The organism is Gordonia hankookensis (genome assembly GCF_014673215.1).
GTDB classification, from domain to species: Bacteria; Actinomycetota; Actinomycetes; order Mycobacteriales; family Mycobacteriaceae; genus Gordonia; species Gordonia hankookensis.
Genome location: NZ_JACWMS010000004.1, coordinates 83,416 through 99,343, shown reverse-complemented (window position 1 = coordinate 99,343; position 15,928 = coordinate 83,416). Strand labels below are relative to the sequence as shown.

Below are 15,928 nucleotides of genomic sequence, written 5' to 3'. Positions count from 1 at the left end.
GGTCATCCATCGAATCCGAAAGGTCGCCATGTCAGCCCACACGGCCGCACCGAATCCGCACTATCCGAGACTGTTCGAGCCCATGGCGCTCGGCGGGACGACACTGAAGAATCGGCTCGTCATGGGCTCCATGCACACCGGACTCGAGGATCGCGTCTGGGACACCGACAAGCTCGCCGCCTACTACGCCGAGCGCGCTCGGGGTGGGGTCGGGCTGATCATCACGGGCGGGTTCAGCTCGTCGCGGACCGGACTCCTGCTGCCCTTCGCCGGCAAGATGACCAATGTCGCGGATGTGAAGCGGCACCAGCGGATCACCCGCGCCGTTCACCGCGAGGACGGCAAGATCGCGATGCAGCTCATCCATGCAGGCCGATACGGTTACACACCGCTGAAGGTCGCCGCGGGTTCGGAACCCTCCCCCATTCACCCGTTCAAGCATCTGCAGATGACCGAACAGATCATCCGGCACGTGATCCGCTCGTTCGGCCGCTCCGCCAAACTCGCCCGCAGAGCCGGATACGACGCCATCGAGATCATGGGCGGCGAGGGCTATCTGATCAATCAGTTCCTCTGCCCGCACACCAACGACCGCACCGACAAGTGGGGCGGCTCCACCGAGAACCGGCAGCGCTTCCTGGTGGAGATCATCAAAGAGATCCGCCGCCAGGTGCCGCGCGACTTCCCGGTCATCCTGCGTCAGTCGATCGCCGATTTCGTCCGCAAGGGCCAGACGTGGGACGAGATCGCGCTCATGGCCCGCAAGGCCGAGGAATACGGCGTGGATGCGATCAACACCGACATCGGTTGGCACGAGGCCGGCGTGCCGACCATCGTGACCTCGGTGCCGCGCGCCGCCTTCGTGAAGTTCACCGAGCGGCTCCGCGACGAGGTGTCCATCCCGCTGATCGCCAGCAACCGCATCAACACCCCCGAGGTCGCCGAGGAGATCCTCGAGCGCGGCAAGGTCGACGCGGTCTCGATGGCGCGCCCGCTGCTCGCCGACCCCGACTTCGCCGCGAAGGCCGAGACCGGTCGCGCCGACGAGATCAACACCTGCATCGGATGCAACCAGGCCTGCCTCGATCACGCATTCGTCGGCAAGAAGGTGTCCTGCCTGCTCAACCCCCGTGCGGGACGCGAGACCACCCTCACGCTCGGCGCCACCCGCCGGGCCAAGCGGGTCGCGGTGATCGGCGCCGGGCCTGCAGGCCTGTCGGCGGCGGTGTCGGCCGCCCAGCGCGGTCACAAGGTGCACCTGTACGAGGCAGGCGAGCACATCGGTGGCCAGTTCTCCATCGCCGCACGGATTCCCGGCAAAGAAGAGTTCAACGAGACCATCCGATACTTCACCCGCCAGCTCGAGGTCAACAATGTCACGGTGCACCTCGACACCCGGGTCACCGCCGAGGAGATCATCGAGGCCGAGTTTGACGAGGTGATCGTGGCGACCGGGGTCACCCCGCGGATGCCGGAGATCCCCGGCATCGACCATGCGATGGTCATGTCCTACGCCGATGCCGTCCTCGGTCACCGTGAGATCGGCAAGCGGGTCGCCGTGATCGGGGCAGGCGGAATCGGCTTCGACATCACCGAGTTCCTGACCGTCGATGAGTCGCCGACCCTGAATCTCAAGGAATGGGAACAGGAATGGGGTGTGAGCGAAGATCTCTCGAAGCCCGGCTTCGTCACCAAGCCCCGCCCGCTCCCCGCGGTGCGTGAGGTGTTCCTGGTGCAGCGCAAATCCGGCCGACAGGGCAAGACGCTCGGCAAGACCACCGGCTGGGTGCATCGCGCCACGGTCAAGATGAAGGGCGTCGAGCAGATCAGCGGAGCGACCTACGACAAGATCGACGATCAGGGCCTGCATCTGAGCTTCCGAGGTGAGGACGGCTCGGTGACCGAGACGCGTGTGCTCGAGGTCGACAACGTGGTCGTGTGCGCCGGTCAGGAATCGGTGCGCGAGCTCGTCGATCCGCTGACCGTGGCCGGCGTGACCACCCACGTCATCGGTGGTGCCGACCTGGCCGCCGAACTCGACGCCAAGCGGGCCATCCGCCAAGGCACCGAGGTGGCCGCCGGTATCGCCTGAGAAAGCGATCGAGTCACGAATCCCTCGGGCGCCGGCCGGCGGTCGGCGCCCGACTAGGATTTCTGTCATGGGTATACCTGCGCCGAACGAGTCCGCCCGCGCCGTGGTGACCGGCGCCTCATCGGGCATCGGGATGGCCCTCGCCTGGGACTTGGCCGCGCGCGGGCACTCGCTCATCCTGGTCGCCCGGCGCGGCGACATCCTCGAAGATCTCTCCGCCCGAATCCGCACACGCCACGATGTCCAGGCCGAGGTCCGGGCAGTGGATCTGTCGGATCCGTGCGCCGTGGAGGTCTTCTGCGCCGAGCTGGCCGACCGTGAGATCTCCGTCCTCTGCAACAACGCGGGCATCTCGACGTTCGGGGCCCTCAGCGAGCTCGACCCCGACTACGAGCGCGCACAGGTCCGCCTGAACGTGAACGCCGTCCATGACCTGACCCTGGCGGTGCTGCCCCAGATGGTGCGCCGTGGTTCCGGCGGCATCCTCATGGTGGGTTCGGCCGCCGGGAACATGCCCATCCCCAACAACGCCACCTATGCGGCCACGAAGGCCTTCGTGAACTCGTTCAGCGAGTCGCTGCGCGGTGAGGTCGGTCCCCGGGGCGTCCACGTGACGCTGCTCGCCCCCGGCCCGGTACGCACCTCGACACCCGCTCCCGAAGACGCCTCGATCGTCGATCGTGTGGTCCCCGACTTCCTCTGGCACTCCAGCGCCAAGGTCGCGGAGTTGAGCCTGGATGCGTTGGAGAACAACAAGATGCGCGTGGTTCCGGGCACCCTGTCCAAAGCGATGTCGGTGGCAGGTGGTTACAGTCCGCGCGCGGTCGTCGCGCCGATCGTCGGCAGTTTCTATCGCCGACTCGGTGGCGACGACCCTGCGAATCCGTAGTTCTGACAAGCGCATGTGCCGGAGCCCATCGTCAACAGATGGTCCGCTCCCGCGCCGCCGCATCGATGTCGCGGCGTTCTCGGGGTCGGTCACACAGCTGTCCTGTCATCCACGTGGCCGTATCAGCACGTGCACCACGGCAAACAATGGCCATCACCACCCGTCGCGAACGGCACCGACGACTAAGGTTGACCGGATGCAGGACAAACTGGTGTGGATCGATTGTGAGATGACCGGTCTGCGTCTCGAATCGGACAAGCTGATCGAGATCGCCGCGCTCGTCACCGACAGCGAACTCAACGTCCTCGGTGACGGCGTGGACATCGTGATCCACGCTTCCGACGACGACCTGGCGGCGATGCCGGACGTGGTCACCAAGATGCACGCGGCATCTGGCCTGACCGACGAGGTGCGCGCCTCGACGGTGACCGTCGCAGAAGCCGAGAAGCAGGTCCTCGACTACATCCGTACCCAGGTGACCACGGCAGGCGCCGTGCCACTGGCGGGCAATTCGATCGCCACCGACCGCGGCTTCATCGCCCGGGACATGCCAGAACTCGACGCCTACCTGCACTACCGCATGGTCGACGTGAGCTCGATCAAGGAGCTGTGCCGCCGCTGGTACCCGAAGATCTACTACGGGCAGCCCGAGAAGGGACTCGCCCACCGCGCACTCGCCGACGTACGGGAGTCCATCCGCGAGCTGAAGTACTACCGGACAGCCGTCTTCGTGGCGGCACCCGGTCCTGACGCCGACGACCTCGCTGCCATCGTGAAGGACCTCGGACCTGCGTGAACACGCGCACCGCCTGCCGATTGGAGTTCGGGCGGCCCGACCGGCTAGAGTATGACCTTGGCTCTGGAACCCGGTGAGCGATCCTGGGTGACGGACGCCGATGGTGGATGTAGTTCAGTTGGTAGAGCACCAGGTTGTGATCCTGGCTGTCGCGGGTTCGAGTCCCGTCATCCACCCCGACAGAATCAATGCCCCACCTGCGCTGTCGCAGGTGGGGCATTGTTCGTCGGCGACTCCGAGGGCTGCTGCTCGATCCACCTACACTTGTGCTCATGCCTGAATCGGACGCCACGCTCGTGCGCCACCCGGCCGATCGGATGTTCGCCAGCGACAACGCTGTCGGTGCTTCGACCGAGATCGTCGAAGCCGTCGCACGCGCATCGGCAGGCGGACACCTCGCGTACGGCGAGGACGCGTACACCGTGGAAGCCCGACGCAAGGTCACCGAAGTCTTCGGCCACGAGGCGATCGTGCACTGCGTGTCGACGGGATCCGCGGCCAACGGGTTGGCCCTGGCCACCCTCCTCGATCCGTGGGGGTCGGTCCTCTGTCATCGCGGGAGCCACATCTTCTACGACGAGTGCGGCGCGCCGGAGTTCTTCACCTCGGGCGGAAAGCTCATCCCCCTCGACGGCCCGGACGGCAAGATCGATCCCGACGAACTCGGTCGTGCCGTGCGCGCCGGTGTCGGCAGCATCCACAGTGCCCAGCCCCAGGTCGTCAGCATCACGCAGGCCACCGAGAGCGGATCGGTCTACACCGTCGACGAGATCCGCGCCTTGACCACGATCGCCCACGACGCGGGCCTCCGGGTACACATGGACGGCGCTCGCTTCACGAACGCGCTTGTCGCACTGGATATCACTGCGGCCGAGATGACCTGGCGCGCGGGCGTCGACATCCTTTCCTTCGGGGTGACGAAGAACGGCGGCCTCACCACCGATGCCGTGGTCGCCTTCGACACGACACTCGGGACGGAACTCGCCTATCGGGTCAAGCGGGCGGGGCAGCTCACCTCGAAGATGCGTTTTCAGTCCGCCCAACTCGCCGCGTACCTGACCGACGACGTCTGGATGCGCAACGCTCGCCACGCCAACGCGATGGCCGAGCGCCTCGTCGACGGCCTACGCGCCACCCCGCACGTGCACGTGCGCGGAACAGGTGGGGCGAACATCGTGTTCTGCCACCTGCCAGATGCGACCGTCGAGGCACTCACCGACGACGGCTTCGTCTTTCATCACGGCCACCCCGAGCCGGGTGTCGCGCGACTCGTCACATCCCACGCAACGACGCCGGACGCGGTCGATGCGCTCGTGGCGGCGATCCGACGGGCGCAGGACGCGGCGTAGCCGCCCGGTCGCCGCGGGCCACCTGAGTCGCGACGCCGACTGTTCACCTCCATCCCGTACCATCCCGCGCATGCTCGAGGATCTGAACAAGGCGGCCAAGAAGGTCGGTCTGCACGTTGCCGCGGCGAAGAAGGATGGCAAGTACTCCATCCGGAAGACCAAGAACGCCAAGCTCGTGGCGAAGAATGTCGACGCCGATGAGGCGGCCAAGATCATCAAGAAGTACAAGTAGCGCGACCAGCGGATCACGTCCTCGTGGTTCGCCTTCCACTCCACCCCGTCGCCGACGATGCCCCGCGCACCGCAGGGATGATTCGTCGGCGGTGGGGTGATTTCGATGGTGTCCACCCAGGGTGACCGGGTCCGAAACACCACGACCTCCGAGACGTACGACACAGGCACCTGTTACTCTGCCGTTACTTCAGGTCAAATGACCTGAACATTCGGACCCTAACGTTTGGTCGTACCCCGTGGCGGACTCCAGCAGTCCCTGGTCAGGATCGGAAACCTTCATGAGCCAAGACATCTCACGCCGCGTCTTTCTGGGCGGCGCAGTCGCGACCGCGGGCGCGGTCGCCGGCGTGGCCACACTCGGCAGCGGTCGCGCGGCGGCCGCTCCCGGCGACACGGTCGATGCGATCGTGGTCGGTGGCGGACTGTCCGGGTTGTCGGCGGCCAAGACCCTGAGCGAGTCCGGAGCGTCCGTCGTCGTGTTGGAGGCCCGCAACCGGGCTGGTGGGCGGGTCCACAACATCACCACGCCGAGGGCAGGCGCCACCCTCGATGCCGGAGCAGAGTTCATCGGGCCGACGCAGAACCACATCGCCGGCCTCGCGCGCGAATACGATGTGCGGTCGATCCGCACCTACAACCAGGGCGACAGCGTCTTCTGGAACACGGACAAGGGCACCCGGATGCCCGCGGCGCTACCGCTGCCCGCGGAGTTCTCGACCCTCGCGGCGCTGCCGGCACTGGCCCGCGCCCAGGCCGAGGCCCTGCTCCCCTACCCGGTCGGCGAAGCCTGGAAGCATCCGAATGCCCGCCACCTGGATTCGATCACCTGGAAGCAGTACACCGACTCCATCACCTCTGACCCGACCGCACGCATGCTCACCAGCATCGCGATGTCGGCCGCCCTCTCCGTGCGTCCCGACGAGGTCTCGGCCCTCTACTACATCAACTACATCGCGGCGTCGGGCGACGAGAACAATCCCGGAACGCTCATCCGCCTGCTGAGCACCGACGGCGGCGCGCAGGAGAGTCTCTTCGAGGGCGGAGCGGCGCTGATCCCGTTGCGCATGGCGAACGCCCTCGGGCGACGTGTCGTGTACAACGCGCCGGTTCGCTCCATCGACCACACGGGCGGGATCGCCTCGGTCAACAGCGATGCCGGGACATTCCGCGCACGCAAGGTCATCGTCGCGATGTCGCCGGCGATCAGCGGTCAGATCAGGTACCGACCCGGCCTGCCTGCCGCACGCGTCGCCCTCAGTCGCGGGTTCCACATGGGGGCGGTCAGCAAGTTCTCCGCGGTCTACCGACGACCGTTCTGGCGGGACAAGGGTTTCTCCGGTCAAGTGATCGGCAACGGGCGGCCGATCGATGTGACCTTCGAGAGTCATGCCGAAGGTCGTCACATACTCATCGGGTTCATCTCCGCCGATGCCATGCGCAGACTCGATCACGCACCGGAGAGTCAGATCGTGCGTGAGTGCGTCGGCAACTTCGTCGACTACTTCGGTCCGGAGGCGCGCGATCTCATCGACTACGGCGTGTTCAAGTGGGATCTCGAGGAGTGGTCGCAGGGCGGTCCGGTTGCGGTCAGCTCGCCGGGGACCTTGACCAGATACGGCCCGGCACTGCGTGATCCGGTCGGCCCCATCCACTGGGCAGGCACCGAGACCGCCGACTACTGGACCGGATACATGGACGGTGCGGTGCGATCGGGCCGGCGCGCCGCACGCGAAGTCCTCGCCGACCTCCGCTGATCCGCGCACATCATGGCCAGGATGCCTGTCGAGAGGCGCCGCGAGTTGCTGCTCGACGCAGCGTTTCGGGTGATCGCCCGCGACGGCGTCGACGGCGCCACCACGCGGGCGATCTGCGCCGAGGCGGGGATGACGCTGTCGACATTCCACTATGTCTTCTCTTCGCGGGACGACCTGCTGGCCGCGCTGGTGGAGCGCGGTACCGACACGGAGTTGGCAGTGATCGCCGACGCGCTGACGGCCGCATCGGCAGATGGCATCGGCGGCTTCGACGGAATCCGGATCATGCTGCGAGAGAGCCTGTTCGGCTATATAGACGGTCTGATCGAGGATCCGGACCGTGAGCAGGCGATGATCTCACTCAACCAGTACGCGAGGCAGACCGCCGGGCTCGCCGGGCTCGGCGCCGACATGTACCGCCGCTATTACGAGGCCATCGCATACGGGCTCGACGTCGGCGCCGAGCAGGCCGGAGTCGAATGGGACCGTCCGACCGACGAACTGGCCCCGCTCGTGGTCGCGGCAACGGACGGGATCACCCTCGCCTATCTCAACACGCGCGACCGCGCTGTCTGCGAACGCGTCGCCGAGGCGACCGTGACGCTGCTTCTCGGCCACGTGACCCGCACACGCTCGAGCTGATCAACATCTGTGCGTCGACGATGACGCGAGATCGACAGGGGGACAGATCATGGACGTGACACGTAGACAGCTCCTCGCCGGGGTTGCGGCGACGGCCGTCGCAGGCGGCGCCGCACTCACCGCTGGGCCGCCGGTGGCCGACGCGGCGCCGAAGGCGTCCGGCCCGGTGCCCGGCACGGGGAGTACCGACCTCCTCGTCGGTTGCGGTATCGCCGACATCACCGGCGCGATCGCCGGCCAGGGCATGATGGGGTACTCCGACGCCGACCAGGTCGCGGCAGGCCTCCTCCAGCGCTGCTGGGCACGGGCCTACATCATCGTCGACCGCGCCACCGGGGAGCGAGTGGTGTTCGTGACCGCGGACATCGCCTGTCTCTTCGAGTCGCACCACATGGGCCTGATGCCCTTGCTCCGCCAGAGATTCGGCTCCCGATACACCGAGCGCAACGTCAATCTCAATGCAACGCACAGTCACGCCTCCTGTGGGGGAACGGCCTGGGACTTCGCATATTCTCTTGCGGCCTACGGCTTCAAGAAGAACTCCTATGAGGCCGAGCTGAACGGGATCTACACGGCCATCGTCCGCGCGCATGAGAATCTCGCACCCGGGACGCTCTCCTTGGGCCACGGAGAACTGCACAACGCGAGCCGCAACCGGTCGAAGGTCGCGTTCGACCTCAACCCCGGCTCCGATCGAAAGCATTTCCCCGAGGCCATCGACCCCAAGGTCACCGTGCTGCGATTCCGGCAGGGCGACAACGACATCGGCGCCATCACCTGGTTCTCCACCCACGGCACGTCACTGACCGATCGCAATCGGCTCATCGCCGGCGACAACAAGGGCTACGCCAGCTACCGCTGGGAGCGCACCCATCCCGGCTTTGTCGCGGCCTTCCCGCAGACCAACAGCGGTGACATGACACCGAATCTCAACCTGGTGAAGATGCATCCGGGCGGTCCGACCTCCGACAACAAGACGAACTGCGAGATGATCGGCGAACGCCAATACCTGGCAGGCCGAACCGCGTTCGACGACGCGCGTCAGATGTCCCGCGGCGGTGTCGACTCCATCGTGCGCTACGTCGACATGTCTGCGGTGACGATCGACGGTGCATACACTCCCGAGGGCAGGCCGGCCGCCACGACGCCGGCGATGATGGGCGCCGCCGCAGCCGCGACCAGCACCGAGGACAACTGGAAATCTCAGCTCCCGTTCCTGAAAGAGGGCACGACCAACCCGCTGGTCTCCGCGTTCGGCGGCGACCGTCGACCGCCCATCTCCCCGTGGATCCGCGACATGCAGGCCCCCAAGTTCATCCTGTTCCCGCTCGGGATCATGCCGCCGGCACCATGGATACCCCAGGTCGTCCCGCTGCAGATCCTCCGCATCGGAGATCTCGTCCTCGTCGCGGTGCCCGCCGAGGTGACCATCGTCGCGGGTCTCCGACTACGGACCGTCGTCGCCGATGCGTTGCGGATCGACCCCGACAACGTTCTGGTGCAGGGCTATTCGAATTCCTACACGCAATACGTGACCACCCCCGAAGAGTACGACGCCCAGCAATACGAGGGCGGCGAGACCCAATTCGGGCGATGGACACTGTCGGCCTACATGCAGGAGTTCCACGCACTGGCCGCGGCGATGGCGTCGGGCAGCCCACTCGGCCGGGGCCCTGCCCCGCTGAACAAGTCGGGATTCCAGCCCGACCTGCTGCCACCGGTTCCGCCCGACCGTCCGGTGGCGGGCCGCGGCTACGGAGACCTGCTGACCCGCCCGGCGGGTCGGTACCGGACGGGTCAGGTGGCGGTCGCCGAATTCGCCGGTGCGCACCCGAACAACCGGCTGCGCACCGGCGGGACCTACCTCGAGATCCAACGGCGAGACGGTATGTCCTGGACCACCGTTGCCGACGACAACGACTGGGAGACCGAACTCCATTGGCGGCGTCCGGCCGGTGAGTCCCAGGCCTCGGTGATCCGGATCGAGTGGACGATTCCGTCGGGCACCGCCGGCCGGTTCCGCATCCGGTACCACGGGGACAGCCGGGCCGACAACGGATCCACCCGGTCGTTCAGCGGCATCTCGACGGAGTTCCGGGTCGGCTGATCGACGATCTTCGGGAAGCTCAGAGGGATCGCGCGATGATCTCCTTCATGATCTCGTTGGTCCCGGCGTAGATCTTCTGCACGCGGTTGTCGGCCCACATCCGCGCGATCGGGTACTCGTTCATGTAGCCGTACCCACCGAAGAGTTGCAGGCATTCGTCGGCCACGACCATGGCACGATCGCTGGTCCACCACTTCGCCATCGCCACGGTCGGGATGTCGAGCTTGCCGTCGAGGTGTTTGGTGATGCAGTCGTCCACGAAGACCCTCGCAATCCGTGTCTCCGTCGCGGCCTCGGCGAGCTTGAACTTGGTGTTCTGGAATCCGAAGATCGGTCGGCCGAAGGCGGTGCGGTCCTTGGTGTATTCGATGGTCTGCGCAACCGCACTCTCCATGCCTGCCACCGAGGCCACCGCGATGATGAGTCGCTCCTGCGGTAGCTGCTGCATCAGCTGGATGAAGCCCTGACCCTCTTCCTGCCCCAGCAGATTCGAGGTCGGCACGCGGACACCGTCGAAGAAGAGCTCCGACGTGTCCTGGCCACGCTGACCGACCTTGTCCAGGACCCGGCCGCGGCGGAAACCCTCACGGGTCGCTTCGACGAGGATCAGCGAGATCCCCTTGGCGCCCTCGCTGGTGTCGGTCTTGGCCACCACGATGATCAGATCGGCCTGGCTGCCGTTGGTGATGAAGGTCTTCGACCCGTCGATCACGTAGTCGTCGCCCTGCTGGATTGCCTTTGTCTTCACGTTCTGCAGATCCGAACCGGTCCCCGGTTCGGTCATCGCGATGGCGCCGACCACTTCCCCACTGGCCATCCTGGGCAGCCAGGTCTTCTTCTGCTCCTCGGATCCGTATGCGAGGAGGTAGTGCGCGACGATCCCGTTGTGCAGGCTCGCGCCCCAGGACGAATCGGCAACGCGCGCCTGCTCTTCGATGAGCACAGCCTCGTGCGCGAACGTGCCACCGCCGCCCCCGTACTCCTCCGGGATCGACATGCAGAGGAGCCCCAGCTCACCTGCCTTGTTCCACAGGTCGCGGTCGACATGGTGCTGGTCGATGAACTTCTCGATGTTCGGCTTGATCTCTTTCTCACAGAAGCTGCGAGCGAGATCACGCAGCGCGGTGAGGTCGTCGGTTTCCCAGGAGGAGCGTTCGGCCATGTCGGCACACCCTTTGTCGTCGGACGTTACTGTCATCGGCGATCGTAACAGTGCGTGTTGGTAACGTCGGCGCGACCACCTCGCGAGGGAGTCCGGGCGCGGTCAGGCGTTGCCCTTCGACCACACGGACCACGGGATGTTCCAGTCCCCCAGCCCGTCGGTGCCCGACAGGGTGGCTCCGCCGGTGTTCTTCACCACCACCGGGTCCCCACGCAGCGTGTTGCGCATGACCCAGAGCGCATCGTCCGGGCTGAGATTCAAGCAGCCGTGGCTCGTGTTGGTGTTGCCCTGGGCCCAGACCGACCACGGTGCGGAATGGAAGAAGATGCCGCTGTAGGACATCCGGGTCGCATAGTCCACAGGCGTGCGATAACCGTCGGCAGACGTCACCGGCACGCCGTAGGTCGACGAGTCCATGATGATGTGGTCGTGCTTGTCCGACACCAGGTACACCCCGTTGTCGGTCTCGGCACCCGGCTTGCCCATCGAGGTCGGCATGCTGCGGATCACCTTGCCGTCCCGGGCAAAGCTGACCTGCTTGGAGTTGTCGTCGGCGGTGATGATCATCGACCGCCCCACCTGGAAGTCGGTGCGCACGTTCTCCTGGCCGAACAATCCGTCGCCCAGGTCGATGCCGTAGGTGTTGACCGCGACGGCGACCTTGGTGCCGGTCTTCCACCAGTGTTGCGGACGCCACCGGACCTCCGAGTCGCTGATCCAGTAGAACGCGCCGGCGGTCGGCGGATCGGTGGTGACCTTGATGGCGTCCTGGGCGGCCTTCCGGTCCGGTATCGGCTCGTCGAACTTGACCGCAACCGGCTGACCGACGCCGACCGTCTCACGCGGCGACGGCGTCAGGTATGCCTGCGTGAGGTTGTTCGGCGCGCGGGTGGTGAACGAGACGCGCTTGGTGCTCTTGCCGCCGATCCCGACCGCGTCGGCCTGGAGCGTGTAGGTGCGGTTGTAGCCGAGCGGCTCCGCGCTGGTCCACGTGGTGCCGTCCTCGGAGAGTTCGCCCTTGACCGGCGAACCGTCGGCCTTGGCGATCACCACGCCGGTGATGGCGCCTTCGCGTGCGGCAACGGTGATCGGCGCGCCCGGCTGGATTCCGACGGCCTGATCGGCCAACGGGCGATTGCCCCATTCCGAGACCTCCACCCCCGGCTTGAGCATGTCGTCGATCAGGTTGGAACTCCCGACATCCGACGAGTACTTCGGGTCCTCCGTGCACGACGAGACGCTCGCGACGATCGCGACGAGAACACCGATGAGTGCGAGCGGTGAACGACGCCCCATCCGGGTACGACTGATCCCCATGATCCTCCAACCTTGTAACCACCACGACGATCTCACCGCTCACGTCGACGATGACGCGCCCCTGACCCACGGTTGGACACAAGTGTACGAGACGACGTGCGACCGGTTTGTCCGAGTCGGTTCGCTGGATGAATCGGGGCCCGCACACGGTGTTCCACCCGACAGAAAAACGCCCCGCGCTTGGCGGGGCGTTCTTCTCTGTGTGTTGTGCGCCATCAGGGACTCGAACCCCGAACCCGCTGATTAAGAGTCAGCTGCTCTGCCAATTGAGCTAATGGCGCTTGCCGGTGCGAAAAGGAACCTTACATGTCGTGGCGGCAGAAGTGAAATCGCCCCCGCGACGGCCCCTCCGCACCGTGCCGATCAGGCATTGCCCTTCTTCCAGACCGACCAGGGGACGTTCCAGTCCCCGAGCCCGTCGTCGCCGGGAAGTGTTGGACCGACAGTGTTTTTCGCGATCACGATGTCGCCGCGCAATGCATGGTTGAGGAACCATTCCGCGTTCTCGGGGCTCACGTTCAGGCACCCGTTGCTCACGTCGTCGACACCCTGATCGCCGAGTGACCACGGAGCGGAGTGGACGTAGATGCCGCTGAACGAGATTCGGGTCGCGTCGTAGACCGTCTCCTTGTACCCCTCCGGAGAGTTCACCGGCACACCGTAGGTCGAGGAGTCCATGATCACGCTCGGCTCTCGCTCGGCCACGATGTAGGTCCCGTTGTTGGTGGGTGTGGAGTCCTTGCCCAGCGAGGTCGGCATTGTCTTGACCACCTTGCCGTTCACCGACACCGTCAGCTGCTTGGTCTTGTCGTCGGCCACCGCGATGAAGCTGCGGCCGACCTTGAAGCTGGAATCCAGATTGTTCTCGCCGAACACGCCGTCGCCGAGGTCGATTCCCTTGATGTCCGCCGCGACGTGCACCTTGGTTCCGGGCTTCCAGAAATGTTCCGGACGCCACCGCACCATGCTGTCGTTGAGCCAGTAGAACGCGCCCTCGACCGGCGGGTCGGTGGTGACCTTGATGGCGTTCTCCGCATTGCGCTTGTCGGCGACCGGGGTGTCGAAGTTGATCACCACGGGCTGGCCCACACCGACGGTCTCACCGTCGCCGGTCACGGTCGACGCGTCGGCCAGGGAGTCGGCGGAGGCGGTGGTGAAGCCGATCTTGCGGGCCCCGGCGCCGTCGACGCCGCGGGCGGCCGCCGTCAGGGAGTAGTCGGCACCGAAGTCGAGGGCACCCGTGGAGACCCAGTGAGAGCCGTCCGACGATGTCTTCCCCGGCACCGGACCGTCGGGGCCCGACACCACCACGGACGACAGGTTGCCGTCGTGGGCGGTGACGGTGATCGGCGCGCCGGGCATCACGCCGACGGCCTTGTCGTTCATCGGCTGGTCATGCCAGCCGGTCACCGAGATGGTCGGCTGCGCCACCGAATCGAGGCTCTGAGCGTCGGTGATGACGTCGGGATAGCTCGACGACGTGGAGCAGCCCGCGAGCGCGACGGCGGAGAGTGCGGCCACCAGCGCCACTGCGGCGCCACGGCGACGAGCCCGGCGTACACCGGGCAGACGAACATGGATCACTTCACGATCTTTCGTACGATCACGACGACGACCACTGTCCCGACCCCCGCCAGCGTGTACTTCACCGCCGGGGTCGAGAGGGTGGCCATCACCTTCTTCTTGACATCGTCTGCCAGCCGCTGCGGATTCGCGCGCTCGGCCAGCGAATCGAGGGTCTTGGCCAGGTCCTCGCGCGCCTGTGCGATCTCCTGCTCGATACGTTCGGTATCCCCGGCCACGTGGTTCCTCCCATACGTGATTGACGGCGTCATCGGATCGGTGTTCGGTGGCGTCACGGCCACCCGCGCGACGCCTGCGTTGCGACCTTTCGAGACTACGGCATCGGCGGCCCCACCAGGCATGTGCGCCGTCACGCGCCGCGCCGGAGTGCCCACGTGAAATCGAGCGATACCGACATTCCGCACCCACACGCGGCAGCCGACCGATGTGCGCATCGACTAACCTGGCCGTATGCCAGCGACACCGAGGTTGTCCGTCGGAGACCCAGCCCCCGCTTTCACCCTTCACGATTCGCAGGACACGCCGGTGTCCCTGTCGGACTACGCGGGACGCAAGGTGATCGTCTACTTCTATCCGGCCGCGTCCACCCCGGGCTGCACGAAGCAGGCATGTGATTTCCGCGACAATCTGAAGGACCTCGAGGACGCGGGCATCGCCGTCCTCGGGATCTCACCGGACAAGCCGGCCAAGCTGGCGAAGTTCGCCGAGGCACAGGCCCTGACGTTCCCGCTGTTGTCCGACCCGGACAAAGAGGTCCTCAGCGCCTGGGGCGCCTTCGGCGAGAAGAAGATGTACGGCAAGACCGTGACCGGCGTGATCCGCTCGACCTTTCTCGTCGACGAGGACGGCAAGATCGAAGTGGCGCAGTACAACGTCCGCGCCACGGGGCATGTCGCCAAGCTCCGGCGCGATATCGCCGTGTGAGACCGGCCTCGAGGAGCGACGACGATGTCCGCATCACTCGCCGAGCCGCTGGTCCCACGGAAGCGGCCGACGCAGGAACGTAGCAAGAAGAAGTTCTCCGCAATGCTCGGCGCCGCCCGTGACCTGCTCATCGAGGTCGGTTTCGAGTCGTTGACCTGCGAAGAGATCGCGTCGCGTGCCGAGGTCCCGATCGGCACCCTCTATCAGTACTTCGCCAACAAGTACGTGATCGTCTGTGAGCTCGACCGCCAGGACACGGTCGACGTCCGGGAGGAGTTGGCGGCGTTCTCATCGGAGATCCCGTCGTTGGAGTGGCCCCATCTCCTCGAGAAGTTCCTCGATCACCTCGCCGCACTGTGGCGCGACGACCCGTCGCGCCGGGCGGTCTGGCTGGCGGTGCAGTCCACCCCTGCCACCAGGGCCACTGCCTCGCGGAACGAACGCGTACTCGCCGAGCAGGTCGCACACATCCTCGCTCCCCTCACCCCGACCCAACGCGGTCGACGCGAGATGATGTCGCAGGTGCTGGTGCACACCGCCTACTCGCTGCTGAGTTTCTCCGTCCAGGACGGTCACGACCACGACGAGACGGTCTCCGAGCTCAAACGGATGCTCGCCGGCTACCTGCTGCTCGAGGAGACGACCGCAGAGGACTGAGCCGCGCACGACAGACGGCTGGTCAGACGCCTTCCAGGATCGCGACCGCGGCGGCGGTGTCGCCGTCGTGGGTGAGCGAGATGTGCAGGCGAGTGTCCTTGAGCAACTCGCCGATCTCTCCGCCCAGGCGGATCGCCGGGCGGCCCCAGTTGTCGGTGACCACCTCGATGTCGCTGTGGCGGATGAGCGGCAGCAGCGGCGACCGCGAGAACCGGCTCACCGACCACGCTTTCACCACGGCCTCCTTGGCCGCCCACCGTGCGGCCAGATGGCGTGCCTCGTCGCCGGTGCCCGCCGCCGCGTCACGACGTTCGCGAACCGTGAATCGGTCCGCGAACGTCGTGCCGGGCTGGCGCAACTGCTCACCGAACTCCGGGATCGACACGATGTCGATGCCCACTCCGAGAACACTCATCGCCGC

The 15,928-nt window shown here is 66.1% G+C and carries 15 protein-coding genes and 2 tRNA genes; 11 read left to right on the top strand and 6 right to left on the bottom strand.

What is annotated here, in order from left to right:
• Nucleotides 1-28: 28 nt before the first annotated feature.
• From IDF66_RS18630 to IDF66_RS18590, 9 genes are all read left to right on the top strand, one after another.
• A complete protein-coding gene (locus IDF66_RS18630; RefSeq protein ID WP_190268133.1) occupies nt 29-2,092 on the top strand; it encodes an NADPH-dependent 2,4-dienoyl-CoA reductase in 2,064 nt (687 codons plus the stop codon).
• 67 nt (nt 2,093-2,159) lie between these two features.
• Nucleotides 2,160-2,981 carry a mycolate reductase gene (gene cmrA, locus IDF66_RS18625; RefSeq protein WP_190268132.1) on the top strand — a complete coding sequence of 274 codons (822 nt, stop codon included), beginning with the start codon at nt 2,160-2,162 and terminating at the stop codon, nt 2,979-2,981.
• Nucleotides 2,982-3,177: 196 nt separating this feature from the next.
• Nucleotides 3,178-3,777 (top strand): oligoribonuclease, encoded by a 600-nt coding sequence (orn, locus tag IDF66_RS18620; protein WP_190268131.1) that lies wholly within the window; start codon nt 3,178-3,180, stop codon nt 3,775-3,777.
• Nucleotides 3,778-3,880: 103 nt separating this feature from the next.
• Nucleotides 3,881-3,953: transfer RNA gene (locus IDF66_RS18615), tRNA-His, on the top strand.
• Between the two features lie 96 nt (nt 3,954-4,049).
• A complete protein-coding gene (locus tag IDF66_RS18610) occupies nt 4,050-5,126 on the top strand; it encodes a threonine aldolase family protein (protein ID WP_190268130.1) in 1,077 nt (358 codons plus the stop codon).
• A 70-nt stretch (nt 5,127-5,196) separates the two neighbouring features.
• Nucleotides 5,197-5,358 (top strand): hypothetical protein, encoded by a 162-nt coding sequence (locus IDF66_RS18605; protein WP_190268129.1) that lies wholly within the window; start codon nt 5,197-5,199, stop codon nt 5,356-5,358.
• Nucleotides 5,359-5,638: 280 nt separating this feature from the next.
• Nucleotides 5,639-7,114, top strand: coding sequence for a flavin monoamine oxidase family protein (locus IDF66_RS18600; protein WP_190268128.1), 1,476 nt, complete (start codon nt 5,639-5,641; stop codon nt 7,112-7,114).
• A 21-nt stretch (nt 7,115-7,135) separates the two neighbouring features.
• The gene (locus IDF66_RS18595) at nt 7,136-7,756 is read left to right on the top strand and encodes a TetR/AcrR family transcriptional regulator (RefSeq protein WP_190268127.1); all 621 of its coding nucleotides are present in this window, start codon (nt 7,136-7,138) and stop codon (nt 7,754-7,756) included.
• A 49-nt stretch (nt 7,757-7,805) separates the two neighbouring features.
• On the top strand, nt 7,806-9,863 hold the full coding sequence (locus IDF66_RS18590) for a neutral/alkaline ceramidase (protein ID WP_190268126.1): 2,058 nt from the start codon (nt 7,806-7,808) through the stop codon (nt 9,861-9,863).
• Between the two features lie 19 nt (nt 9,864-9,882).
• On the opposite strand, the gene IDF66_RS18585 is transcribed toward IDF66_RS18590, so the two are convergent.
• The 5 genes from IDF66_RS18585 to IDF66_RS18565 form a co-directional block, all read right to left on the bottom strand.
• Nucleotides 9,883-11,025: an acyl-CoA dehydrogenase family protein gene (locus IDF66_RS18585; protein ID WP_190268369.1), complete on the bottom strand. Its 1,143-nt coding sequence runs from the start codon at nt 11,023-11,025 to the stop codon at nt 9,883-9,885.
• A gap of 102 nt (nt 11,026-11,127) precedes the next feature.
• Nucleotides 11,128-12,342 carry a L,D-transpeptidase gene (locus tag IDF66_RS18580; RefSeq protein WP_164306600.1) on the bottom strand — a complete coding sequence of 405 codons (1,215 nt, stop codon included), beginning with the start codon at nt 12,340-12,342 and terminating at the stop codon, nt 11,128-11,130.
• A 208-nt stretch (nt 12,343-12,550) separates the two neighbouring features.
• Nucleotides 12,551-12,623: transfer RNA gene (locus IDF66_RS18575), tRNA-Lys, on the bottom strand.
• An 82-nt stretch (nt 12,624-12,705) separates the two neighbouring features.
• Entirely contained in the window at nt 12,706-13,872 is a 1,167-nt protein-coding gene (locus IDF66_RS18570; RefSeq protein ID WP_317628790.1) for a L,D-transpeptidase, read from the bottom strand.
• Between the two features lie 50 nt (nt 13,873-13,922).
• Nucleotides 13,923-14,144 (bottom strand): DUF3618 domain-containing protein, encoded by a 222-nt coding sequence (locus IDF66_RS18565; protein ID WP_164306599.1) that lies wholly within the window; start codon nt 14,142-14,144, stop codon nt 13,923-13,925.
• Nucleotides 14,145-14,376: 232 nt separating this feature from the next.
• Between IDF66_RS18565 and bcp the strand changes: the two genes are divergently transcribed.
• Both bcp and IDF66_RS18555 read left to right on the top strand, forming a co-directional pair.
• Nucleotides 14,377-14,850, top strand: coding sequence for a thioredoxin-dependent thiol peroxidase (gene bcp / locus IDF66_RS18560; protein ID WP_190268125.1), 474 nt, complete (start codon nt 14,377-14,379; stop codon nt 14,848-14,850).
• A 24-nt stretch (nt 14,851-14,874) separates the two neighbouring features.
• Nucleotides 14,875-15,507 (top strand): TetR family transcriptional regulator, encoded by a 633-nt coding sequence (locus IDF66_RS18555; RefSeq protein WP_164306597.1) that lies wholly within the window; start codon nt 14,875-14,877, stop codon nt 15,505-15,507.
• A 22-nt stretch (nt 15,508-15,529) separates the two neighbouring features.
• Here the strand turns inward: IDF66_RS18555 and acpS are convergent, their stop codons facing one another.
• Nucleotides 15,530-15,922, bottom strand: coding sequence for a holo-ACP synthase AcpS (acpS, locus tag IDF66_RS18550; RefSeq protein ID WP_164306596.1), 393 nt, complete (start codon nt 15,920-15,922; stop codon nt 15,530-15,532).
• Nucleotides 15,923-15,928 lie beyond the last annotated feature (6 nt).

Coding starts and splice junctions, on each gene's coding strand:
- acpS (WP_164306596.1), bottom strand. CDS start 15,922: ATGAGTGTTCTCGGAGTGGGCATCGACATCGTGTCGATCCCGGAGTTC.
- IDF66_RS18555 (WP_164306597.1), top strand. CDS start 14,875: ATGTCCGCATCACTCGCCGAGCCGCTGGTCCCACGGAAGCGGCCGACG.
- IDF66_RS18605 (WP_190268129.1), top strand. CDS start 5,197: ATGCTCGAGGATCTGAACAAGGCGGCCAAGAAGGTCGGTCTGCACGTT.
- orn (WP_190268131.1), top strand. CDS start 3,178: ATGCAGGACAAACTGGTGTGGATCGATTGTGAGATGACCGGTCTGCGT.
- IDF66_RS18600 (WP_190268128.1), top strand. CDS start 5,639: ATGAGCCAAGACATCTCACGCCGCGTCTTTCTGGGCGGCGCAGTCGCG.
- IDF66_RS18610 (WP_190268130.1), top strand. CDS start 4,050: ATGCCTGAATCGGACGCCACGCTCGTGCGCCACCCGGCCGATCGGATG.
- bcp (WP_190268125.1), top strand. CDS start 14,377: ATGCCAGCGACACCGAGGTTGTCCGTCGGAGACCCAGCCCCCGCTTTC.
- IDF66_RS18585 (WP_190268369.1), bottom strand. CDS start 11,025: ATGGCCGAACGCTCCTCCTGGGAAACCGACGACCTCACCGCGCTGCGT.
- IDF66_RS18580 (WP_164306600.1), bottom strand. CDS start 12,342: ATGGGGATCAGTCGTACCCGGATGGGGCGTCGTTCACCGCTCGCACTC.
- IDF66_RS18595 (WP_190268127.1), top strand. CDS start 7,136: ATGCCTGTCGAGAGGCGCCGCGAGTTGCTGCTCGACGCAGCGTTTCGG.
- IDF66_RS18630 (WP_190268133.1), top strand. CDS start 29: ATGTCAGCCCACACGGCCGCACCGAATCCGCACTATCCGAGACTGTTC.
- IDF66_RS18590 (WP_190268126.1), top strand. CDS start 7,806: ATGGACGTGACACGTAGACAGCTCCTCGCCGGGGTTGCGGCGACGGCC.
- cmrA (WP_190268132.1), top strand. CDS start 2,160: ATGGGTATACCTGCGCCGAACGAGTCCGCCCGCGCCGTGGTGACCGGC.